Source organism: Pseudomonas sp. CYM-20-01, assembly GCF_023169845.1.
Classification (GTDB): Bacteria; Pseudomonadota; Gammaproteobacteria; order Pseudomonadales; family Pseudomonadaceae; genus Aquipseudomonas; species Aquipseudomonas azotoformans.
On sequence record NZ_AP025169.1, the window covers coordinates 4,133,240 to 4,155,700 of the forward strand.

Here is a 22,461-nt window from a genome sequence, read left to right on the forward strand (position 1 = left end):
CGTGCCGATATTTCTACCGTAAATCATAAAAATAGACCACAAAATATCGCATATCGATACGAATGGTTCATTTTGTCGATTTTCTATAGCGCTATACGATTTTTTACAATCGAAATGGCACAGAGCTTGCGGTTTCATCCTCAACCGCTTGCGGTACTGACGATCCGTTTTCCTTCTGGAGTAACCCGATGAACAGTCTTTCGCCCTTGTTTCGCCGCCTCGCCTTCGCCGTATGCGCCACCCTGTGTGCCAGCGCCGTGCACGCAGAGAGTGCGTCCTCGTACAAAGTCGGTGCAACGGCCAGCGGTTCGCCGTTTACCTTCCTCGATATCAAGAGCAACAGCATCCAAGGCGTGATGGTCGATGTGGCCGAGGCGGTGGGCAAGGCTGGCGGCTTTACCAGCCAGATCGAACAGACCAACTTCGCCGCGCTGATCCCATCCCTCACCTCGGGCAAGCTGGACTTTATTTCCGCCGGCATGCTCAAGACCGAGGAGCGCACCAAGGTCGTCGATTTCAGTGCCCCGGTGTACGCCTACGGTGAAGGCCTGATCGTCAATGCCGACGACACCACCGCGTACCCCGACCTGACCCCGCTCAAGGACCAGATCGTCGGCGTGCAAGCCGGCACGGTGTTCTACGACCAACTGAACAAGCTCGGCATCTTCAAGGAGATCCGCACCTACGACTCCATAGGCGAGATGGTCCGCGACCTGTCCCTGGGCCGTATCAAGGCTGCCGTGGGTGACCAACCGGTGGTGGCCTACCAGATCCGCCAGAAGCTGTTCAAAGGCGTGAAACTGGCCACCGACTACCAGCCCACCAACGTCGGCGAAGTGTGCCTGGTGGTGCGCAAGGGCGACACCCAGACCCTTGAGCGCCTGAACACCGCCATCACCAGCATCAAGGCCGATGGCACCCTGGACAGCATCCTCAAGAAGTGGGGGCTTGATACCCAGGTGCGCCCATGAATCCGGCCGAGTTCCTGCAAAACGCCCAGGACTTTTTGCCGATCCTGCTGCAAGGCGCGTGGGTGACGATCCAGATCACCGTGCTGTCCTTCCTGCTCAGCAGCGCGATCGGCCTGGTGCTGGCGTTGCTCAAGCTGTCGCCGATCCGTGCACTGTCGTGGGCGGCGAGCACCATCATCAACGTGATCCGTGGGCTGCCGATCATCGTGCAGTTGTTCTACATCTACTTCGTGCTACCGGACATGGGCGTGCACCTCACCGCGTTCTATGCGGGCGTGATCGGCATGGGCATCGCCTACTCGGCGTACCAGGCCGAGAACTTCCGCACCGGCATCATTGCCGTCGAACAGGGCCAGCGTGAAGCCGCCGAAGCACTGGGCATGCGCTCGGCGCTGATGATGCGCCGGGTGATCCTGCCGCAAGCGTTTCGCATCGCCCTGCCGCCGTACGGCAACACGTTGGTAATGATGCTCAAGGACTCGTCGCTGGTGTCCACCATCACCGTCGCGGAGATGACCCGCCAGGGCCAACTGATCGCCTCGTCGACCTTCCAGAACATGACCGTCTACACCCTGGTCGCCCTGCTCTACCTGCTGATGAGCCTGCCGCTGGTGTACGGCCTGCGCCGCATGGAACAACACCTGGGCCGGAGGAAAAAAGCATGATCGAGATTCGCCAACTGCAAAAACATTACGGCAGCCACCGCGTGCTGCACGGCGTAGACCTCGACGTGGCCAAGGGCGAAGTGGTGTGCCTGATCGGGCCGTCGGGCTCGGGCAAATCCACTTTGCTGCGCTGCATCAACGCGCTGGAAGCCTATGACGGCGGGCACATCAACGTGTTCGGCGAAACCGTGCAGCGCGGCAGCAAGAGCGTGCACGCCCTGCGCAGCCGCATGGGCATGGTGTTCCAGCGCTTCAACCTGTTCCCCCACCGCACCGTGCTGGAAAACGTGATGGAAGGCCCGGTGTACGTCAAAGGCGAGCCGCCCAGGCAGGCTCGCGAAGAAGCCCTGGTGCTGCTGGAAAAAGTCGGCCTGAGCGCCAAGGCCGAGGCCTACCCGGAGCAGCTCTCCGGCGGCCAGCAACAACGCGTGGCCATCGCCCGTGCCCTGGCGATGAAACCCGAAGCCATGCTGTTCGATGAACCCACCTCGGCCCTCGACCCTGAACTGGTCGGTGATGTGCTGGCGGTGATGCGCACCCTCGCCGATGAGGGCATGACCATGATCGTGGTCACTCACGAAATGGGCTTTGCCCGCGAAGTGGCCGACCGCGTGTGCTTCCTGCATGGCGGCTACATCGTCGAAAGCGGGCCGGCCGAACAGGTGCTGGGCAACCCGCAGCATGCGCGAACCCAGGACTTCCTGCGGCGCGTGCTGCACCCCACCGGTAACACGCGGAGCCTGTCATGAAGTCATTGTGGTCAGCGACTGCGCCCTCAGTGGTGCCGACGCCTGCGTTGAGCGAGTCGGTGAAGGTGGACGTGGCGATTGTCGGCGCGGGATATACCGGCTTGTCGACGGCGCTGCATTTGGCCGAGCGCGGCGTCAGCGTGTGCGTACTGGAGGCCAACGAGCCGGGCTGGGGTGCGTCCGGACGCAACGGCGGGCAGGTCAACCCGACGCTCAAATACGACCCGCAGCAACTGGTGCAGATGTACGGACCGGAGCGCGCCGAGCCATTGATCTCGACCGTATCGAGTTCAGCCGACCTGGTGTTCAGTCTGATCGAAAGGCATGGCATCGATTGCGCGCCGGTACGCAAAGGCTGGATGCAAGTGTCGTACAGCGAAAAAGGCGTCGCCGGGTTGCACGCACGGGCAGATCAATGGGCCAGGCGCGGTGTACCGGTGCAGCGGCTGGATGCCGCAGCGGTGGCTTCGCGCATGGGCAGTGAGGCGTTTGCCGGTGGCTGGCTGGACGGTCGCGCCGGGGCGATTCAGCCGTTGGCGTATGCCCGTGGCTTGGTGGGTGCGGCGTTGGCGGCGGGTGTGCGGATCCATGGGCAGAGCGCGGTGACCGGGTTGCAGCGCCAGGGTTGCGGCTGGCAATTGCAGACGGCTGGCGGTGCGCAGGTCACGGCCGATCAAGTGGTGTTGGCCACCAACGGCTACAGCGGCAACCTGTGGCCGGGCATGGCGCAGAGCATCCTGGCGGCGAACAGTTTTATCGTCGCCACCAAACCCTTGAGCGGGCGCGCAGCGGACAGCATCTTGCCGGGGCAGGAAACCGTCTCCACCGCACAACGGCTGCTGCTGTACTTTCGCAAAGACAGCCATGGCCGCTTGCTGATGGGCGGACGCGGGCTGTTCAACGACCCCACGTCACCCACGGATTTCGCCCACCTGGAACGCTCGCTGGCGCTGCTGTTTCCGCAATTGGGGCCACTGGAATTCGAGTATCGCTGGGCGGGCCGTATTGCGATCACGCGGGACTTCATGCCCCATGTGCACCAGCCCGCACCGGGGCTTACATTGGCGCTGGGTTGTAATGGCCGTGGCATCGCGCTGTGTACCAGCCTGGGGCAGCAATTGGCGGGCAAGTTGTGTGACAGCCAGGCGGAGTTCGCCTACCCGGTGACGCCGTTGCAGCGCTTGCCGATGCATGGGTTGCAGCGGTTTTACATTGGCGCGGGGGTGGCGTGGTACAGCTTGCTGGATCGGCTCAATGTGAGCTGAACAGAGCCCTCACTCACACCACTCCCCATGTGAGAGTGGGCTTGCCCGCGACAGCGGTGTGTCAGCCGCTGGATGTGCTGGCTGATGTACCGCCATCGCAGGCAAGCCAGCTCCCACACTGGATCTCCTTTTCCGGGAGAACCTATTGCACACGTAAAGCGATTAATACTCTCAATCGCCAACGGCGATCGCTCCCATGAACGGGGCGCACCCTCAAAACACCGACCACCCAATCCGCTCACTCAACAATTCCAACGCCTTCATTCCCGCCAGCGAGTTCCCCGCCGCATTCAACTCCGGTGACCACACGCACACCGTAAATTGCCCCGGCACCACCGCGACAATCCCGCCCCCTACCCCGCTCTTGCCCGGCAAGCCCACGCGATAGGCAAAATTGCCTGCCTCGTCGTACAGCCCGCTGGTGGCCATGATCGAGTTGACCTGCTTGGTCTGGCGCGCCGTTAAAATCTGTTCGCCGCTGTGGGCACTCGTGCCTTCGTTGGCCAGGAAGCTGAATGCCTTGGCCAAGTCCAGGCAGCTCATCTGCAAGGCGCAGTAGTTGAAATAGCTGTGCAGCACCGCGTCCACGTCGTTGTGGAAGTTGCCAAAGGATTTCATCAGGTAGGCCATGGCCGCGTTGCGGGCACCGTGCTGGGCCTCGGATTCGGCGACGACGCTGTTGACCAGGATCTGCGGGTTGCCCGACAGGCGCCGGACGAAATCGCGCATCGACAAGATCGGCACGGCGAAGCGCGATTGGTTGATGTCGCAGATCACCAGCGCACCGGCGTTGATGAACGGATTACGCGGGCGGCCACGTTCGAACTCCAGCTGCACCATGGAGTTGAACGGCTGCCCGGAAGGCTCGTGCCCCAGGCGCTCCCAGATGGTTTCGCCACCGTGGTCGATGGCCTGCACCAGGCTGAACACCTTGGAAATGCTCTGCACCGAGAACAGCGTGTCGGCGTCACCGGCGCAGTAGGCCGAGCCGTCGTTGCCGTACACGGCGATGCCCAATTGGTTGGCAGGCACATCGGCCAATGCCGGGATGTAATCGGCGACTTTGCCGAGGCCGATCAGGGGGCGCACTTCGTCGAGGATCGACTCCAGCAGCGCCTGCATGTCTTGTCCAGTCATCTGTCTTTGAATCGGTGGTAAGCGGGGCGCGGAGGATACCTGAAATGCCCGATATCCTCGCCACAATCCGGTCGCCCTCGCTCAAAAGTGCGCCACATCCGACACCCGCTCATCCAGCACATCCCGCGCCAGCGCCCAGGCCCGGTCCCTGGACTCCACCACCAGCAGCGGATAGCCCCAGGCCTTGCCGAACATCGCGGCAAACGGCTTGAGTGCCAGGCGCTGCGCGGCACTGGGTTCCACCTGGATCATGCCTTTGACATAGGTGCGCAGCGCCTGCTTGTTTTTCTTCATCCAGATCGACGCTTGCTTGCGCTCCTCATGGGAGTGTTCGTGATTGTTCTCGTCCACGGATTTTTCGTGCAGCAGCAGGAAGGGTTGCTGGCGGGCCAGCAGGCTTTCGAACACGGCGAAGGCATCCTCCGGCCCGCCTTCATTGGGCGCATCAAAGACGATTTTCACCACCGGGAATGTTGAACTGTCGAGTCGCATGGCCGAGCTCCTTGTTGAGAATTGATCTCACTATAAGGGCCAGACCACTGGACGGCATTGCACAGAATAGCCAGACTGTTTCGCAATTCAGCCAACCTGCGATCCCTTGTCATGAAACACCATCGCCTGGAAATGCACGATCCGTCACTGTCCAGAGACGCCGACGTATTCCCCCGCGCCGTAGTGGCCGTAGGGGCCACCGCCACGTCGGATACCTGGGAACATACCCAGCATGCCCATCGCAAAGGCCAACTGATGTACACCTTGCGCGGGGTCATCCATTGCGAGATTGAGGCCGGTATCTGGATCGTGCCGCCGCAATGCGCGCTGTGGATTCCCGGCGGCACGCCCCACGCGGCACGGGGGGCTGGCGCTGCGGAAGTCTATTGCCTGTTGATCGACCCCGATGCCGCCTGCGCCCTGCCCCGGCAATGCTGCACGCTGGCGGTGTCGGCCCTGTTGCATGAGCTGATCAGCAAGGCAGTGAGTTTCCCGCAACTGTATGACGAGCACGGCGCCCAGGGCCGTTTGATCAGTACCTTGCTGGATGAATTGGCCGTCGCGCCTGTTGAAGCCCTGCACCTGCCCATGCCACAAGATCCGCGCCTGCGTCGCCTGGCCGACAGCCTGCTGGCTGAACCGGCGGACAAGTCCACCCTCGGTCAATGGGCGGTGCGCATCGGCATGAGCGAACGCAGCATGACGCGCCTGCTGCTGGAGGAACTGGGCCTGAGTTTTGGCCGTTGGCGTCGGCAGTTGCATGTGATCCTGTCGCTGCAACGCCTGGCCAGGGGTGAGAGTGTGCAGCGCGTGGCCCTGGACTTGGGCTATGAGAACGCCAGTGGTTTTATCACCATGTTCCGCAAGACCGTGGGCCAGCCGCCGGCGCGTTATCTGGCGGACCGCGCCGGGGCCTTGCACTCGCTGGCGCCGGCGACGATTGCGCTGAACTGAAGGTATTGCCTACCCGGATCTGCGGGCCTGCTCGCCACACAGTCAACTGTCCAGATCAGCCAAGCCCAAATGCTCACGCAACGTCGCCCCTTCATACGCGGTGCGGAACAGCCCCTTGCGCTGCAAATGCGGAATCACGCTCTCGACAAACTCCGAGAACGAGCCCGGCAAATACCCCGGAGAGATCACAAACCCGTCGCAACCGCCCTGCTCGAACAACTCGGCCAGTTGATCGGCAATCTGCGCGCCGGTACCCACCAATTGCGGCACGCGCACGCTGCTGGCGAAGATGCGCCCGAGTTGCTCCAAGGTGGTTTGCGGGCCTTGCATCAACAGCTTTTCAGCCGCCGCCGGGTGGATCAGCGGCGACTGGGCGATCTCGGCCAGCGTCGCCGAGAGCGGGAATGGCGAAAGGTCCACATTCAACTGCGAAGCCAACGTCACCAGCCCCAATTCCGGACGGGCCAATGCATTGTGCTGGTCGCGCTTGGCACGGGCCTCAGCCTCGCTGCCGCCAATGAACGGCATCACCGCCGTGAGCACTTTGCAACTGTCGGCGTCACGCCCCTGCTGCACCACCTGGGCACGCACGTCATCGCGAAACGCACGCATGGCCACCAAGTGCGGGTGAATGGTGAAAATCGCCTCGGCCCAACGCGCACCAAAGCGCCGGCCACGCCCGGAAGAACCGGCCTGGATCAGCACCGGTCGGCCCTGGGGCGTGCGCGGGATATTCAGCGGGCCTTCAACCCTGAACCATTCGCCCTGGTGCTGCACCGAACGGATCAATCCAGGGTCCGCCAGTACGCCGCTTTCGCGGTCCAGTTTCAGCGCGTCCTGGCCCCAGCTGTTCCACAGTTTCAACGCGACTTCGACAAACTCATCGGCGCGGTCATAGCGCAGGTCGTGCTCCAGGTGCTTGTCCTTGCCGAACAGGCGCCCTTCGCTGTCGTTCATCGAGGTGACGATATTCCACGCCGCACGGCCCTTGGACAGGTGGTCGAGGGTGGCAAATTCACGGGCGATGTGCGCCGGTTCGTAATAGGTGGTGGACCGCGTTGCACCCAGGCCCAGCTTGCTGGTCTTGCCGACCAGGTAAGAGAGGATCGGCAACGGGTCCAGGCGCGTGGCGTCCTGGGCGCCGTAGCGCAAGGCGAACTCGCGCGAGCCGCCCATCTGGTCGCCCACGGCCAGGCGGTCGGCGAAGAACAGGAAGTCGAACAACCCCTCCTCCACCACCTTGGCCACGCGCGCGTAGTACTCGGGGTCGAGGTAATTGCCGACGGTTTGCGGGTGGCGCCACACCGCATGGCTGTGCACCACCGGCCCGCTCAACAGGAACGCGGATAAATGGATCTGGCGGCTCATGGCTTGGGCGTCCACACGGTGATGGTACTGACCTGCAACGGCTTGGGAATCAGCTTGGCGGCGTAGTAGCTGTCGGCGATGCGCTGTTGCTCGGCGAGGTGGTCCAGCTTGACCGGGATGATGTCGTAGCTGCGGCGGCTATTGGCGCGCTCCACCGTGGCCGGGGGGATATTGCCCCACAGCGGGCCAAGGATGGCGGCGGCTTCCTTGGGATGGGCCTTTACCCATTGGCCGGTCTCGCGCAGGGTGTCGAAGGTCACCTGCAACACGTCCGGGTGGGCCTTGGCGAACTTTGTCGTCGCCAGGTAGAAACGGTTGTAGTCGGCCAGGCCGTTCTTGCCGTCGGCGATCACCCGTACATGGTGATCCAGCTGTTGGGTGGCGAGGAACGGGTCCCAGATTACCCACGCGTCGACACTGCCATTGGCGAACGCCGCGCCGCCATCCGGGGCTTCCAGGTAACGCGGGGTGATATCGGCCAGGGTCAGGCCGGCCTTTTTCAGGGCCGAGATCAGCAGGTAGTTGCTGCCCGAACCCTTGGACACGGCAACCGTCTTGCCCTTGAGGTCGGCGATGCTGTGGATCGGCGACGTGTCCTGGACGATGATCGCCTGGGCGCCCGGCGATGCGTTTTCCTGGGCGTAATAGGTCAGCGGTGCATCGGCGGCCTGGGTGAACAGCGCGAAAGCGTCCGCCACATCGGCGTGCAGGTCGACACTGCCGGCGTTCAGCGAGCTGAGCAGACCGGTGCTGAATTCATGCCAGTTCACCGTGAACCCCAGAGGCTTGAGGCGCTGTTCCAACTGGCCATTTTGCTTGAGCAGGATCCACAGCGTGGATGAGCGCTGGTAGCTGATATCCAGGGTTTGCTCGGCCTGGGCTGCCGTGGCGGCGAACAGCAGGCTGGCGGCGACGATTAGGTTTTTGAACGTCATGGGAGGCCTTGGCGAGGAAGAAATGAAGGGCGCTGCTTATGCCAAAAAACCACGTCAGGCCTGGCAATAAAGCTTGTTCAATTATATTAACGATGAGAAATGATGAAAGAATCTTATAATTCTATGGTTATGCCCAATTCATAGGCGGCAGGGAAAAGCGTCCTAAGCTCAGATCGAAAGAGTATTTAACGAATAGTTTTTAGAACTTTAAGCTCAGGCCTATTTCGTCACAGATCGAGCTCGCCATGTCCCTACGTCACCCCTTCGCCGCACTCCTCGGCTTGCTGGCTCTGTCCGTCGCCATCAGCGCGCAGGCCCAGGAAACCGTACGCATCGGTTACCAGAAGTCCTCGACCCTGATCACCCTGCTGAAAACCCAGGGCACCCTGGAAAAAGCCCTCAAGGCCGACAACATCGACGTGAGCTGGCACGAGTTCCCCAGCGGCCTGCCGCTGCTCGAAGCACTGAACGTGGGCAACGTGGACATCAGCGCCGACGTGGCCGACACCGTGCCGATCTTCGCCCAGGCAGCCCAGGCCAAACTCACCTACTTCGCCCAGGAAGCCCCCTCGCCTTCGGCCCAGGCCATCGTGGTACGCAAGGACTCGCCGATCCAGAACCTGGCGGACCTCAAGGGCAAGAAGATCGCCGTGACCAAGGCCGCCGGCACCCACTATTTGTTGATCGCCGCACTGGCCAAGGCGGGGCTGGCCTTTTCAGATATCGAACCGGCCTACCTGTCACCCGCCGACGGCCGCGCAGCCTTCGAAAACAACAAGGTCGACGCCTGGGTCACCTGGGAACCCTTCCTCACCAGCGTGCAGCGCCAACTGCCAACACGCACCCTGGCGGACGGCGCAGGGCTGGCCAGCTACAAGCGCTACTACCTGACGGGTACGCCGTACGCCAAGGCCCACCCGCAAGTGTTGAACGTGGTGTACGCGCAACTGGAAAAGACCGGCCAATGGGTGAAAACCCACCCACAAGACGCGGCCAAAGTACTTGGCCCGCTGTGGGGCAACCTGGATGTCGCGACGGTTGAAGCAGCCAATGCGCACCGCAGCTATCAAGTGCAGCCTGTGACGATTGATCAGTTGGGCGAACAACAGAAAATCGCCGATGCGTTCTTCAAGGCGGGGTTATTGCCCAAGGCCGTGGATGCCAAGGATGTACAGACCTGGAAGCCTTGAGGCAGCCATTGTAGGAGCTGGCTTGCCGGCGAAAGCGCTGGGTCAGCCGCTTTTCCGTTGCTGATCTACCGCTATCGCTGGCAAGCCGGCTCCTACAGGGGGCGTCATTCGCAGGCAAAAAGGTGCCCCCCCGTATCCACGATGCGAAGCGAGTCGCTCTTGATCCTGCTTTTGATCTAAGGCGCCCCGTCAAACACGCTGGCCGGAATTCGACAGGGATTTGGGGGGTAAACCGGCAGGGATGCCGGTTTAGCCGCCCCGCGCCATGAATGGCGCGTGGCGGCGGCCCCCCAAATACCTGTCGGATTACGGGCACACCGAGCCTAGGCGAGGTGCCGAGTGTTGGGGCAAGAGCGTTTTGCTTACTTTTGACTGGGCCGGCATTCCGGCTTTTCAAAAGTGAGCCGCCGTAAGGGCGGAACCATTAGCAGCCGTTACCTAAATAACGGATATGTACCTGGTCTGATCCAACATTCTGGTCGGCTGTCAGGCCGCCTTCGCGAGCAAGCCCGCTCCCACATTTGGATCGCGGGGCAACAGTTGGAGAGTGGTTGGCTGTCAGGCCGACTTCGCAGGCAAGCCAGCTCCCACATTTGGATCGTGGGGTGGCAGTTAGAGAGCGGTTGGCTGTCAGGCCGACTTCGCAGGCAAGCCAGCTCCCACATTTGGATCGTGGGGTGGCAGTTAGAGAGCGGTCGGCTGTCAGGCCGTCTTCGCAGGTAAGCCAGCTCCCGCATTTGGATCGTGGGGTGGCAGTTAGAGAGCGGTCGGCTGTCAGGCCGTCTTCGCAGGCAAGCCAGCTCCCACATTTGGATCGCGGGGCAACAGTTGGAGAGTGGTCGGCAGTCACAACAGCGTGCGCTCCAGCGCCTTTTTCCACGCAGCATAACGCCCCGCCATAGCAGGATCATCCTGCGGCTCAAACCGCTCCCGCTGCCGCTCCAGCGCGCCCAACGCGTCATCACTCCCCCACACCCCCAACGCCCTCCCCGCCAAGTGCGCCGCGCCCAGCGCCGACACTTCCGGCGACAGGCTGCGCACCACCGGACGTTGCAACAGATCGGCCAAAAACTGCATCAACCAACGGTTACGCGTCGCACCGCCGTCCACCCACAACTCCTTCAACGGGCTACCGATGTCCTGCTGCATAGCCTCAAAGACATCCCGAATCTGATAACCAATCGACTCCAGCGACGCCCGCAGGATATGCGCGCCGGAGGTGGCCTCGGTCAGCCCGCAGATCAAACCGCGCGCATCAGCCTGCCAGTGCGGTGCACCCAGCCCGGACAGCGCCGGCACAAAATACACACCACCATTGTCCGGCAGTTGCGCAGCCTGCTCGGTGAGAGCATCCAGGGATTCTCCCGCCACCAGGCGCGAGGCCCACTGCACGGCGGCGCCCGTATGGACGATGTTGCCTTCCATGCCGAACGTCGGTTGGCCGCCGTCGTGCCAGGCCAGCGTGGTGGACAAACCGTGAGTCGAAGCAATCGGGCCGCCCATGGGCGTCATCAAGGACGAGCCGGTGCCCAGCGTGGCTTTCACCAGCCCCGGCGCGAACCCGCCCTGCCCGTACAGCGCAGCGTGGGAGTCGCCGATCATCGACATCACCGGGATGCCGGCGGGCAAACCACCCGCCGCGACGGTTTCAGCAAAGAAACCGGCGCTCGGCTGGATCGGGGCCAATGCCGCCAGTGGAATCTTGAACAGTGCCAATAGCTCCGGGTCCCAGGCGCAGGTGTGCAGGTTGAACAGTTGCGTGCGCGCCGCGTTGGAGTAGTCGGTGGCAAACACCTGGCCGCCGCTGAGTTTCCACAGCAACCAGCTGTCCACCGTGCCCAGGCAGATATCACCGGCAGCGGCACGTGCGTGCCCCTCTTCAAGGTGGTCGAGAATCCAGCGCAACTTGCCGGCGGAGAACATCGGGTCCAAGGCCAGCCCGGTTTTTTCCAGGATCAGCGCCTCATGTCCCTGCTCATGCAATTGGGCACACAACGCGGTGGAGCGCCGGCATTGCCAACTGATGCACGGCGACAGCGCCTCGCCGGTCTGCCGGTCCCAGGCCACCACCGATTCACGCTGGTTGCTGATGGCCAGCGCTGTGATCGGGCGGTCCACCTGGGCCAGGCATTCCTCAATGGCGGCCAGGGTGCTGTGCCAGATCAGCAGCGGGTCCTGCTCGGAGAACCCCGGCTGCGGATGGGTGATGCTCAGCGGCCGCGAGCCTCGGGCAATTACCTGCCCGCGCGCATTGACCAGCACCGCCTTGGCGTTGCTGGTGCCTTCATCTATCGCCAGGATCAGCGGAGTGTTGTCTGTCATCGCATTCACCGCAACCGAGTGGCAGCCGCCACAATCCCAGCCGCGTCGATGTTATGCAAGGCGCGGGTGGGTTCGCGGGCGCCGGCCGCGGCATATTCGCCATCGCCGATGCCCAGGCGCACCAGGGCAATGCCCAGCCCGGCTTCGGCCAGCACTTCGGCGACCAGGCTGCCGATGCCACCGTTGATGTTGTGCTCCTCGACCGTGATGACCGCCCGCGTGCCACGCAGGGCGCTGAGCAACACGTCACGCTGCAATGGCCGGATCGACGACAGGTTGATCACCTGCGCCTGGATGCCCTGCTCCGCCAGCACCCGTGCCGCGTCCACCGCTTCATGCACCACCGAGCCCAGGGCGACGATGCTCACGTCTGCACCCTGACGCAGGATATCCACCTGCCCCGGGGCAAATTGATAGTCGCCCGTGTGCACGTCCGGCAACGCCTTGCCATCCAGACGGATGTACACCGGGCCGTGGTAGCGCAGCGCGTAGTCGACGATCTGCCGGCATTCAAGCGCGTCGGCCGGGGCAAAGATCTGCACGTTGCCAAAACCGCGCATCACCGAAATGTCGTCGAGGCTGTGGTGGGTGCTGGCCAACGGGCCGTAACTGGCGCCGGCGTTCAGGCCGAACATCTTCACGTTGGCCTGGTTGTAGCAAACGTCGACTTTGATCTGCTCATTGGCCCGCGAAATCAGAAATGGCGCCGCGTTGCAGGTGGCGGCGATCTTGCCGCCCAGTGCCAGGCCCGCCGCGACGCTGACCAGCGACTGCTCGGCAATGCCCACGTTGATCAGCCGCTCGGGAAAGCGCTGTACAAACGGGCCGATCTTAGCCGTGGAGGTGGAGTCACTGACCACCGGCACCACGTCCAGTCCGGCATCGACGGCGGCAATAAAGGCCTCCACCATGACGCTCGCCAGGTGTTCACTCGCCATGATTCAACTCCTCCAGTGCCGCGTTGATTTCATCACCCTTGGGCACGCGGTGGTGCCATTCGGGACGGGCTTCGATAAACGACACGCCCTTGCCTTTGATGGTGTGGGCGATCAGCACCTGGGGCGCACCGGTCCTGGCCTGCATGTTTTCCAGGGCCTCGATCAACTGGCCCGCATCGTTGCCATCGCACTCGCTGACGCGAAAACCGAAGGCCGCCCATTTCACGTCCAGCGGGTCCAGCGGCATGATGTCCGCCGTCAAGCCCGCCAGTTGCAGCTTGTTCTTGTCGACGATCACGAACAGGTTATCCAGGCCGTATTTCGCCGCCGCCATCGCCGCTTCCCAGTTGGAGCCTTCCGCCAGTTCACCGTCGCCGGTCAGCACATAAATGCGTTTTTTGCTGCCGGACATCTTCGCCGCCAGCGCCAGCCCCACCGCCACCGGCAGGCCGTGGCCGAGGGCGCCGGTGTTCAGTTCGATGCCAGGGGTTTTCTGCCGCACCGGGTGGCCCGGCAAGTGGGAGTTGAAGTGCTGGTAGGTGGGCAGCCAGTCGACGGGGATGTAGCCCGCCTGCGCCAGGCAGCAATACAAACCGCCGACACCGTGGCCCTTGCTCTGGATATAGATATCGCGCTCAGGGTCGTCGGTGCGTTCCGGGCCGGTATTGAGAATGCGGAAATACAGGGTCGCGAGAATATCGGTTTCCGAGAGGTCGGCCCCGGTGTGGCCGCCGGCCGGTGAGTCGGCATTCAGGCGGATCACATGGCGCCGGATCAGGCGGGCCTGTTCTTTGATCTGGTGGGCGTCGTACTGGAAGGCATTCATGCAGCGGCTCCTTTGAGGCTGACCACGCGGGGTGAAAGTGTGCAAAGCTGTATTTGAATATTTATTCAGCAGTGACAATATATTTCTATTTAGACGCCGAACGCTCGACAGGTCAAGTGAATGACCGGGGGGAAAATGAAATAAAACCTGGAAATGTCCCTCAGACAAACGGCCAAAATCCCACACGCGCTTCTCTATCCCGTGGCTTTGCGCCGGATGAAAGTCGCGATCCAGAGGCCTACTGGAAAAATTAAGCGCTTGACATTGCCACGGTGGCACTGGAATCTGAATTAACAGTCAAGCACGCATAAATATTCACGGCACTTGAAAGCACTCCAAAAAAAATAAATCAGGAGAACACTGTGGACGCCAAAGCTACTGTCCAGCATCCGGCCGAACTCAAGCCGCCCCACCGCCCCCGGTTGGTGAAACTGCTCCCCAGCAATATCGGCGGCCCGCTGATCGGCCTGGTGTTGCTGGTGCTGGTCTTCTCCTTCAGTTCCGAATTCTTCTTCTCGCTGCGCAATGGCCTGAACATTCTTGACCAGGTCACGGTGCTGGGCATCCTCGCAATTGGCATGACCGCCGTGATCGTGATCGGCGGCATCGACCTGTCAGTGGGGTCGGTGCTGGCCTTCTCGATGATGATGCTCGGCTGGCTGTACCAGGACCAGGCGGTGCCGCTGGGGTTTGCGATCCCGATCTCGATTGCCAGCGGCATGCTCGCCGGGCTGGTGTCCGGCGCCTTGATCACCTATGCCAAGCTGCCGCCGTTCATTGCCACGCTGACCATGATGTCGGTGGCCCGTGGCCTGGCGAACATCCTCACCGAAGGCCGGCAGATCGTCGGCTACCCCGACTGGTTCACCAGCCTGGCCACGGTGCGTCACTTCGGTTTCCTCTCGGCAACCGTCGGGCTGTTCCTGGTGATGCTGGTGGTAGCCTGGGTGTTCCTGCGCTTTCGTGCCGGTGGCCGTAACTTGTACGCCATGGGCGGCAGCCCGGAAGTGGCGCGCCTGTCCGGGATCAAGGTGCGGGCGATCACCCTGTGGGTGTATGCCATCAGCGGTGCGCTGGCCGGTATCGCCGCCGTAACCCTGGCCGCGCGCCTGGACTCGTCCCAACCCAGCGCCGGCCTGAGCCTGGAACTGGACGCCATCGCCGCCGTGGTGATCGGCGGCGCCAGCCTCAGCGGCGGCGTCGGCAGCATCGGCGGCACCCTGGTCGGCGTGCTGATCATTGGCGTGCTGCGCAATGGCCTCAACCTGCTCGGCGTTTCGCCCTTCATTCAACAAGTGGTGATCGGCGTGGTCATCGCCCTCGCCGTGACCATCGACACCCTGCGACGCCGCTCCAGTACTGCCCGTTAAACCTGTTCGACAGTTGACACCCTCCAACAATAAAACCAGGAGTCACCGACATGTTCAGCCCCAAGAAACTGCTGTTGGCCACCGCCCTCGCGGCCGCCACCCTCACCGCTGCCGGCACCACGTGGGCCAAGGACCTGACCATCGGCCTGGCCGTGGCCAACCTGCAGGCCGACTTTTTCAACCAGATCAAGCAATCGGTGGAAGCCGAGGGCAAGGCCAAGGGCATCAAGGTGATTACCGTGGATGCCCAGGGCAACTCCTCCACCCAGGTCAGCCAGATTGAAGACCTAATCACTCGCCAGATCGATGTGCTGATCTACATCCCGGCCGGTGCCACCGCCGCCGGTGTGCCGGTCAAGGCGGCGAAAGCCGCCGGTATCCCGGTGATCGCCGTCGACCGCAACGCCCCCGACGCGCCAGGCGATACCTTTATCGCCAGTGACAGCGTGGCCGGGGCCAAGACCCTGGCCGAGTACGTCGGCAAGATCACCGATGGCAAAGGCCGCATCGCGATCCTGCAAGGCCAGCTCGGCACCACCCCCGAGAACGATCGCGCCAAGGGCTTCGAAGAAGGTTTGAAAGCTTTCCCGGACCTCAAGGTCGTCGCCCAGCAACCCGCCGAATGGGCTCAGGACAAAGGCTTCGCCGTGGCCCAGGACCTGCTCCAGCGTGACCCGAACATCACGGTGTTCTTCGGCCGTGCCGATGCCATGGCGTTGGGCGCCGCCCAGGCGGTGAAGGTCGGTAACCTCGACCACAAGGTGGTGGTGGTCGGTTTTGACGGTGACGTCGCCGGGCTCAAGGCCGTGGAAAGTGGCGTGCTGAACGCGACCATGACCCAGCAGACCCAGAAGATGGGCCGCCTGGCCGTGGCGTCGGCCATCGACCTGAAAGCCGGCAAGGCGGTACCCAAGGAGCAACTGTTGCCTACCGTGCTGACCACTAAAGAAAACGTCGCGCCGTTCCTGCAACAGCACCCGTAAGCCTTGGAGGTCGTCATGCAAGCAGCAGCCCTGGACACCACTCGCGCCGACGCGGTGCTGTGCCTGCGCAATATCAGCAAGGCCTATGGGCCGGTGCAGGTACTGTCGCAGGTCAATGTGGACATCCGCCCCGGCGAAGTGCTGGCCCTGCTCGGTGAGAACGGTGCGGGCAAGTCGACCTTGTCGTCGATCATCGCCGGGTTGGTACAGCCTGAAGCCGGGGGCAGCATGACCTGGCTCGGCGCGCCTTACGCACCGGCGTCGCCCGGTGCGGCGCTGAGCGCCGGGATCGGTCTGATCCACCAGGAAATCCGCCTGCTGCCGCAATTGTCGATCGCCGAGAATATCTTCGTCGGCCGCCTGCCCATGCGTCATGGGCGGGTGGACCGCGCGTACATGGAGGCCCAGGCGCAGATCCAGTTGGAGCGCCTGGGGCTCAAGGTGCCGGCATCGCGCAAGGTCGAAGGCCTGAGCGTGGCGGCCCAGCAATTGGTGGAAATCGCCAAGGCGCTGACCCTCAAGGCCAGCCTGTTGATTCTGGATGAACCCACTGCGGCATTGGGCGGCGAAGAAACCGAGCTGTTGTTCAAACAGGTGGAACGGCTCAAGGCCGAGGGCGTGTCGTTTATCTATATCAGCCACCGCCTGGAAGAAATCGCACGCATCGCCGACCGCGTGCTGGTGCTGCGCGACGGTCGCCAGATTGCCTTGCACGCCACCGCCCAGGTGCCGGTGCGCGAGCTGGTGGAACAGATGGTCGGGCGTAGCCTGGAGCGGATTTTCCCGGCCCTGCAAGCACCACAGGATCGCGTGATGTTGCAGGTCAAGGACCTCAGCTGTCGCGAGTTTGCCTTGCACGGCATCGACTTCAGCGTGCGCGCTGGCGAAGTGTTCGGTATTGCCGGCGTGGTCGGCGCCGGGCGGACCGAGCTGGTGCGCACCCTTGCCGGCGCGGCACAGGATATCCAGGGCCACCTGGTGCTCGACGGTGAAGTGCGCCACCTGCGCTCGCCCTTCGAGGCAATCCAGGCCGGCGTGGTGCTGGTGCCCGAGGACCGCAAGCAGCAAGGCGTGGTGGTGGAGCATCGCATCGAAGACAACCTGATCTACGGCAACACCGACCTGCTGGACAAGCGCGGCTGGGTGTTCCCTGCCCCGCTGCGCGAATTCGCCCGCACGGCGGTGGCGCGGTTGGGGGTGAAGGGTGCGCCGCAGTCGCGAATTTCGAGTTTGTCTGGTGGTAACCAGCAGAAGGTGATCATTGCCAAGTGGCTGGCGCGCAATCCCAAGGTGTTCATCCTGGATGAACCGACACGCGGCATCGACGTGGGCGCACGGGCGGCGATCTATGAAGTGATCGCGGACCTGGCGGCCAAGGGCATGGCGGTGATTGTGGTGAGCTCGGACCTCGATGAGGTGCTGGGGTTGTCCCATCGGGTGATGGTGATGAGCCGGGGCCGGCAGATGGGGATCCTGGCGCGGGGCGAGGCTACCCCCGTTTCGGTGATGGAAATGGCGACTGCTTAACCAGAGAACACCGCTGTTTTTTGTGGGAGGGGGCTTGCCCCCGATAGCGGTGTATCAGTCACACACTTTTCAACTGAACCACTGCCATCGGGGGCAAGCCCCCTCCCACAGGGGTCAGCTGTGATTTCAAATAACGGAGTTATCCATGCAGCTTTTTAGTCTTGAAGGCCAAGTCGCCTTTGTCACCGGCGCAGGCAGCGGCATTGGCCAGGCGATTGCCGTGGGGCTGGCCGAGGCAGGTGCGGATGTGGCCTGCTTCGATCTACCGGGCAGCCCCGGCATCGCCAGCACCGTCGAACGCATCCAGGCCTTAGGCCGTCGCGCCCTGGCCTTGAGCGGTACGGTCACCGAGCGCGCCGCACTGGATGCAGCGGTCGCGCGCACCGAAGCCGAGCTGGGCGAACTGAGCGTCGCGGTCAATTGCGCCGGCATCGCCAATGCCCAGGCCGCCGAAGACCTCGAACTGCAACGCTGGCAAACCACCCTGGACATCAACCTCACCGGCATTTTCCTCAGTTGCCAGGCCCAGGCCGCCGTGATGTTGCCTCGGGGCAAAGGCGCCATCGTCAATATTGCCTCGATGTCCGGCAGCATCGTCAACCGTGGCTTGCTGCAAGCGCACTACAACACCTCCAAGGCCGGCGTGATTCACCTGAGCAAGAGCCTGGCGATGGAATGGGCCGACAAAGGCTTGCGGGTCAATTGCATCAGCCCCGGCTACACCGCCACGCCGATGAACTCGCGCCCGGAAGTTGCCGACCAGGTGAAGATCTTTGAACAGACCACGCCCATGGGCCGCATGGCCAGCGTGGAAGAAATGGTCGGCCCGGCGATTTTCCTGGTCAGCCAGGCCTCGTCTTTCTGCACCGGTGTCGACCTGTTGGTCGATGGCGGCTTTGTGTGCTGGTAAGCATGGGAACCCTTGTCATGTCACAACGATTCAGCGGTAAAACTGTAGTGATCACCGGCGCCTGCCGGGGCATCGGCGCCGGCATTGCCGAGCGCTTCGCCCAGGAAGGCGCCAACCTGGTACTGGCTTCCAACGACTTGGAACGCGTGACCTTCACCGCCGACCAACTGGCCCAGGAATACCAGGTCGACACCCTGGCCCTGGCCATCGACGTCACCCGCGAAGACGATATCGAAACGCTCTACCGCGAAGGCCACGCGCGGTTTGGCAGCATCGACGTGTCGGTGCAGAACGCCGGCATCATCACCATCGACCATTACGACAAAATGCCCCGCGCCGATTTCGACAAGGTGCTGCAGGTCAACACCACCGGCGTCTGGCTCGGCTGCCGGGAGGCGGCCAAGTACATGGTCAAGCAAGGCAGCGGCCGGCTGATCAACACCTCCTCCGGCCAGGGTCGCCAGGGGTTCATCTACACGCCCCACTATGCCGCCAGCAAAATGGGCGTGATCGGCATCACCCAGAGCCTGGCGCTGGAGCTGGCGCGGCATAACATCACGGTCAACGCGTTTTGCCCCGGCATCATCGAAAGCGAGATGTGGGACTACAACGACCGCGTGTGGGGCGAGATCCTCAGCACCGACGAGAAACGCTACGGCAAGGGTGAATTGATGGCCGAATGGGTCAGGAACATCCCCCTGCGCCGCGCCGGCAAACCCTCGGATGTCGCGGGCCTGGTGGCGTTTCTGGCCTCGGACGATGCGGCCTACCTGACCGGCCAGGCGATCAATATCGACGGCGGCCTGATCATGTCGTAAGGGTTTGGTATCCTCACGGCCATTGAGTCATGCCTTTTACTATAAAGAGCCCTGAGGCCTTCATGAGCCAGATCGAAGAACAGCGCCTGATCACCAAGATCGCGAGCCTCTATTACGAAGAAGGGCTCAAGCAGTCCGAGATTTCCGCGCAACTGGACCTGTCCCAATCCTTTATCAGCCGCGCCCTGCGTCGGGCGCTGCAGGAAGGCGTGGTGAAGATCACGGTGATGCGCCTGCAAGGCCTGCACCTGGAGCTGGAAACCCAGTTGCAACGCCGCTACGGCGTGCGCCGGGTGATCGTGGTGGAAGCCACCGAGCCGGGCAATGACGAGAGCATCAAGCAGGCCATCGGTTCGGCCGCCGCCCACTACCTGGAAACCAGCCTGTCGCCCCAGGACCATATCGGTATTTCGTCGTGGAGCAGCACCATTCGCGCCATGGTGAGCCACCTGCACGCGCAACCGGGCAAACAGGCAGCCCAGGAAGTGGTGCAACTGTTGGGCGGCGTCGGCCACAAGGGCGCGTTTGAAGCCACGTTGCTGACCCAGCGCCTGGCGACCCTGCTCAACTGCCCGGCGTTTCTGCTGCCCTCGCAAAGCATCGAGCAATCGGTGGAGAGCAAGCAGCGCATCGTGCAGATGGAAGAGGTCAAGGAAGTGCTGCAGCGCTTTGACAGCATCACCCTGGCGATTGTCGGCATCGGCGACCTGGAGCCCTCGCAACTGCTGCGCAACAGCGGCAACTACTACACCGAAGACATGCTGCGCCTGCTCGCCGAACGCGGCGCGGTGGGCGATATCTGCCTGCGCTACTTCGATGCCCAGGGCCAGCCGGTGCTGGAGGAAGATGAAGAATTCGTGGTGTCGGTGGCGCTGCCCAAGCTGCGTGCCATCCACCGAGTGCTCGGCCTGGCCGGTGGGTTGAACAAGGTCCAGGCCATTCGTGGCGCACTCCAGGGCGGCTACCTGGACATCCTGATCACCGACCTGGACACCGCACAGGCCCTCAACCAATAACCCTTTTTGGAGACTGCCGCTCATGACGTCCAAGCTCGAACAACTCAAGCAATTCACCACCGTGGTGTGCGACACCGGCGACCTGGAAGCCATCAGCCGCCTGCGCCCGGTGGATGCCACCACTAACCCGTCCCTGCTGCTCAAGGCGGCCGCCATCCCGGAATATGCCGAGTTGCTGCGCAGCGCGGTGGGCCAGTCCAAGGGCGATGTGGACCTGGCCTGTGACCGCTTTGCGGTGGCGGTGGGCTGCGGCATTCTCAAGGTGATTCCGGGGCGCATCTCCACCGAAGTCGACGCGCGCCTGTCCTTCGACGCAGACGCATTATGGGCCAAGGCTAACCAGTTGATCGCGCTGTACGACCAGGCCGGCGTCGGCCGCGACCGCGTGCTGATCAAGCTGGCCTCTACCTGGGAAGGCATTCGCACCGCCGAGCGCCTGGAAAAGGCCGGGATCCAGACCAACCTGACCCTGCTGTTTTCGTTCGTCCAGGCCGCCGCCTGCGCCGATGCAGGGGTGTTCCTGATTTCGCCGTTCGTAGGCCGCATCTATGACTGGTACCGCAAGAACACCGGCCTGGACTACACCGGCGCCGAAGACCCAGGCGTGCAGTCCGTGACGCGGATCTACAACTACTACAAGGCCAACGCCATCAACACCGTGGTCATGGGCGCCAGCTTCCGCACCCTCAGCCAGATCGAACAACTGGCCGGCTGCGATCGCCTGACCATCAGCCCCGAGCTGCTGCAAAAGCTCGATGAAGACCAGGGCCTGCTGGAACGTCGATTGAATCCGGGGGCGGTTGGCGAGCCGCGCCAGACCCTCAACGAGGCGCAATTCCGCTGGGGCTCCAATGAGGACGCGATGGCCACCGAGAAACTGGCCGAAGGCATTCGTCAGTTCGCCCGCGACCAGGAAAAACTCGAGGCGGTCCTCGCAGCCCTATGAGCCCTGCCCTGTCGCTGAGCCAGCCTCGCACCCTGGTGTTCCTGGCCTACCCCCAGATGGGCCTGCTCGACCTGACCGGCGCCCAGACCGTGTTCTGGGCCGCCACCAAGGCCATGGCCGAGCGTGGCTTGCCGGGCTACGTGATGCACACCGCCAGCCTGGCCGGCGGCCTGATGCAGACCGCCGAGGGGCTGAGCGTGGACACGCTGGCGCTGGAGCACCTGGACACGCACGTCATCGACACCCTGATCGTGCCCGGCGCGCCGGCGATCCAACAGGCGATGGCCGCCAATACCGAGCTGGTGCAATGGCTGCGCGTGGCCTCCGCCAGCGCCGGGCGCACCGCCTCGGTGTGCAGCGGCACCTTCCTGCTGGCCATGGCCGGCTTGCTCGACGGCCGCCGCGCCGCCACCCACTGGGCCATGTGCGACATGCTCAAGCAGGGTTTCCCGGACATTATCGTGGACATGGACGCGATCTTTATCCAACAGGGCAATGTGTGGACGTCGGCGGGTGTGACCGCCGGTATCGACCTCGCGCTGGCGTTGGTAGAGGCCGATTGCGGACGGCCCGTCGCCCTGCAAGTGGCGCGGGAACTGGTGGTGTTTCTCAAGCGCCCCGGAGGCCAGGCGCAATTCAGCCAACTGCTGCAAGCGCAAACCGACGACACCGCCGGTTTCGATGCCTTGCACCTGTGGGTCGCCGACAACCTCAGCGACAGCGACCTCACCGTGGAGCGCCTGGCTGAACAAAGCCGCATGAGCCCGCGCAACTTTGCCCGGGTCTACAAGCAGAAAACCGGGCGCACGCCGGCCAAGGCCATCGAGCTGTTTCGCCTGGAAGCGGCGCGGCGCCTGCTGGAAGACTCCCAGCGCAACATCGACCAGGTCGCGCAACTGTGCGGCTTCGGCGACGAAGAACGCATGCGCTATACCTTCCAGCGTCACCTTTCGATCTCTCCCCGCAACTATCGCGAGCGCTTTTCACGCTGAGCGCCTGCGGCCTGGCAGTAATTCAGGGTTATGTGTCCTACCAGACAAGCAGCGCTGCTTTTACAGTGAGCCGGCAACGCCTCACCG

21 protein-coding genes are annotated in these 22,461 nt (G+C 63.0%); 14 read left to right on the forward strand and 7 right to left on the reverse strand.

Going from position 1 to position 22,461, the window contains the following annotated elements; translation table 11 throughout:
* The first annotated feature begins 188 nt into the window (after window positions 1-188).
* From M2497_RS18430 to M2497_RS18445, 4 genes are read left to right on the forward strand one after another with little or no spacing between them, the layout of a single operon-like run.
* Window positions 189-971 (forward strand): ABC transporter substrate-binding protein, encoded by a 783-nt coding sequence (locus M2497_RS18430; RefSeq protein ID WP_248482191.1) that lies wholly within the window; start codon window positions 189-191, stop codon window positions 969-971.
* Window positions 968-1,636, forward strand: a complete 669-nt coding sequence (locus tag M2497_RS18435; protein WP_016977168.1) for an amino acid ABC transporter permease — start codon at window positions 968-970, stop codon at window positions 1,634-1,636. Before M2497_RS18430 ends, M2497_RS18435 begins: the two co-directional genes overlap by 4 nt.
* Entirely contained in the window at window positions 1,633-2,385 is a 753-nt protein-coding gene (locus tag M2497_RS18440) for an amino acid ABC transporter ATP-binding protein (protein ID WP_071491759.1), read from the forward strand. The genes M2497_RS18435 and M2497_RS18440 overlap by 4 nt, the downstream gene beginning before the upstream one ends.
* Window positions 2,382-3,650: an FAD-binding oxidoreductase gene (locus tag M2497_RS18445; protein ID WP_248482193.1), complete on the forward strand. Its 1,269-nt coding sequence runs from the start codon at window positions 2,382-2,384 to the stop codon at window positions 3,648-3,650. The genes M2497_RS18440 and M2497_RS18445 overlap by 4 nt, the downstream gene beginning before the upstream one ends.
* Before the next feature lie 213 nt (window positions 3,651-3,863).
* On the opposite strand, the gene glsB is transcribed toward M2497_RS18445, so the two are convergent.
* Together glsB and M2497_RS18455 are read right to left on the reverse strand one after the other, a co-directional pair.
* On the reverse strand, window positions 3,864-4,772 hold the full coding sequence (gene glsB / locus M2497_RS18450) for a glutaminase B (RefSeq protein WP_248488227.1): 909 nt from the start codon (window positions 4,770-4,772) through the stop codon (window positions 3,864-3,866).
* A gap of 96 nt (window positions 4,773-4,868) precedes the next feature.
* Entirely contained in the window at window positions 4,869-5,279 is a 411-nt protein-coding gene (locus M2497_RS18455; RefSeq protein ID WP_058423997.1) for a hypothetical protein, read from the reverse strand.
* Window positions 5,280-5,390: 111 nt separating this feature from the next.
* Here M2497_RS18455 and M2497_RS18460 point away from each other — a divergent pair, with 111 nt between their 5' ends.
* On the forward strand, window positions 5,391-6,233 hold the full coding sequence (locus tag M2497_RS18460; protein WP_248482195.1) for a helix-turn-helix transcriptional regulator: 843 nt from the start codon (window positions 5,391-5,393) through the stop codon (window positions 6,231-6,233).
* 42 nt (window positions 6,234-6,275) lie between these two features.
* Here the strand turns inward: M2497_RS18460 and M2497_RS18465 are convergent, their stop codons facing one another.
* Together M2497_RS18465 and M2497_RS18470 are read right to left on the reverse strand one after the other, a co-directional pair.
* Complete coding sequence (locus tag M2497_RS18465) at window positions 6,276-7,601, reverse strand: LLM class flavin-dependent oxidoreductase (protein ID WP_248482197.1); 1,326 nt, start codon at window positions 7,599-7,601, stop codon at window positions 6,276-6,278.
* Window positions 7,598-8,536, reverse strand: coding sequence for an aliphatic sulfonate ABC transporter substrate-binding protein (locus M2497_RS18470; RefSeq protein ID WP_248482199.1), 939 nt, complete (start codon window positions 8,534-8,536; stop codon window positions 7,598-7,600). Before M2497_RS18470 ends, M2497_RS18465 begins: the two co-directional genes overlap by 4 nt.
* A 245-nt stretch (window positions 8,537-8,781) precedes the next feature.
* Here M2497_RS18470 and M2497_RS18475 point away from each other — a divergent pair, with 245 nt between their 5' ends.
* Window positions 8,782-9,726, forward strand: a complete 945-nt coding sequence (locus M2497_RS18475) for an aliphatic sulfonate ABC transporter substrate-binding protein (protein ID WP_248482200.1) — start codon at window positions 8,782-8,784, stop codon at window positions 9,724-9,726.
* An 846-nt stretch (window positions 9,727-10,572) separates the two neighbouring features.
* On the opposite strand, the gene M2497_RS18480 is transcribed toward M2497_RS18475, so the two are convergent.
* From M2497_RS18480 to M2497_RS18490, 3 genes are read right to left on the reverse strand one after another with little or no spacing between them, the layout of a single operon-like run.
* Window positions 10,573-12,048 (reverse strand): FGGY-family carbohydrate kinase, encoded by a 1,476-nt coding sequence (locus M2497_RS18480; RefSeq protein ID WP_248482202.1) that lies wholly within the window; start codon window positions 12,046-12,048, stop codon window positions 10,573-10,575.
* A gap of 5 nt (window positions 12,049-12,053) precedes the next feature.
* Window positions 12,054-12,986, reverse strand: a complete 933-nt coding sequence (locus M2497_RS18485; RefSeq protein WP_179029443.1) for a transketolase C-terminal domain-containing protein — start codon at window positions 12,984-12,986, stop codon at window positions 12,054-12,056.
* Window positions 12,976-13,812 (reverse strand): transketolase, encoded by an 837-nt coding sequence (locus M2497_RS18490; protein ID WP_058424004.1) that lies wholly within the window; start codon window positions 13,810-13,812, stop codon window positions 12,976-12,978. Before M2497_RS18490 ends, M2497_RS18485 begins: the two co-directional genes overlap by 11 nt.
* Window positions 13,813-14,174: 362 nt before the next feature.
* On the opposite strand from M2497_RS18490, the gene M2497_RS18495 reads away from it, so the two are divergent.
* From M2497_RS18495 to M2497_RS18530, 8 genes are all read left to right on the forward strand, one after another.
* On the forward strand, window positions 14,175-15,182 hold the full coding sequence (locus M2497_RS18495; protein WP_071491770.1) for an ABC transporter permease: 1,008 nt from the start codon (window positions 14,175-14,177) through the stop codon (window positions 15,180-15,182).
* A gap of 50 nt (window positions 15,183-15,232) precedes the next feature.
* On the forward strand, window positions 15,233-16,165 hold the full coding sequence (locus M2497_RS18500; protein ID WP_248482204.1) for a sugar ABC transporter substrate-binding protein: 933 nt from the start codon (window positions 15,233-15,235) through the stop codon (window positions 16,163-16,165).
* 15 nt (window positions 16,166-16,180) lie between these two features.
* Window positions 16,181-17,692: a sugar ABC transporter ATP-binding protein gene (locus tag M2497_RS18505; protein WP_248482206.1), complete on the forward strand. Its 1,512-nt coding sequence runs from the start codon at window positions 16,181-16,183 to the stop codon at window positions 17,690-17,692.
* A 130-nt stretch (window positions 17,693-17,822) separates the two neighbouring features.
* Window positions 17,823-18,602 carry an SDR family oxidoreductase gene (locus M2497_RS18510; RefSeq protein ID WP_259641573.1) on the forward strand — a complete coding sequence of 260 codons (780 nt, stop codon included), beginning with the start codon at window positions 17,823-17,825 and terminating at the stop codon, window positions 18,600-18,602.
* A gap of 17 nt (window positions 18,603-18,619) precedes the next feature.
* Window positions 18,620-19,420: an SDR family oxidoreductase gene (locus M2497_RS18515; protein WP_248482209.1), complete on the forward strand. Its 801-nt coding sequence runs from the start codon at window positions 18,620-18,622 to the stop codon at window positions 19,418-19,420.
* 62 nt (window positions 19,421-19,482) lie between these two features.
* Entirely contained in the window at window positions 19,483-20,436 is a 954-nt protein-coding gene (locus M2497_RS18520) for a sugar-binding transcriptional regulator (RefSeq protein ID WP_248482211.1), read from the forward strand.
* 22 nt (window positions 20,437-20,458) lie between these two features.
* On the forward strand, window positions 20,459-21,382 hold the full coding sequence (gene tal, locus M2497_RS18525; protein ID WP_248482214.1) for a transaldolase: 924 nt from the start codon (window positions 20,459-20,461) through the stop codon (window positions 21,380-21,382).
* On the forward strand, window positions 21,379-22,374 hold the full coding sequence (locus M2497_RS18530) for a DJ-1/PfpI family protein (RefSeq protein ID WP_248482215.1): 996 nt from the start codon (window positions 21,379-21,381) through the stop codon (window positions 22,372-22,374). Before tal ends, M2497_RS18530 begins: the two co-directional genes overlap by 4 nt.
* The last annotated feature ends 87 nt before the right edge of the window (window positions 22,375-22,461 follow it).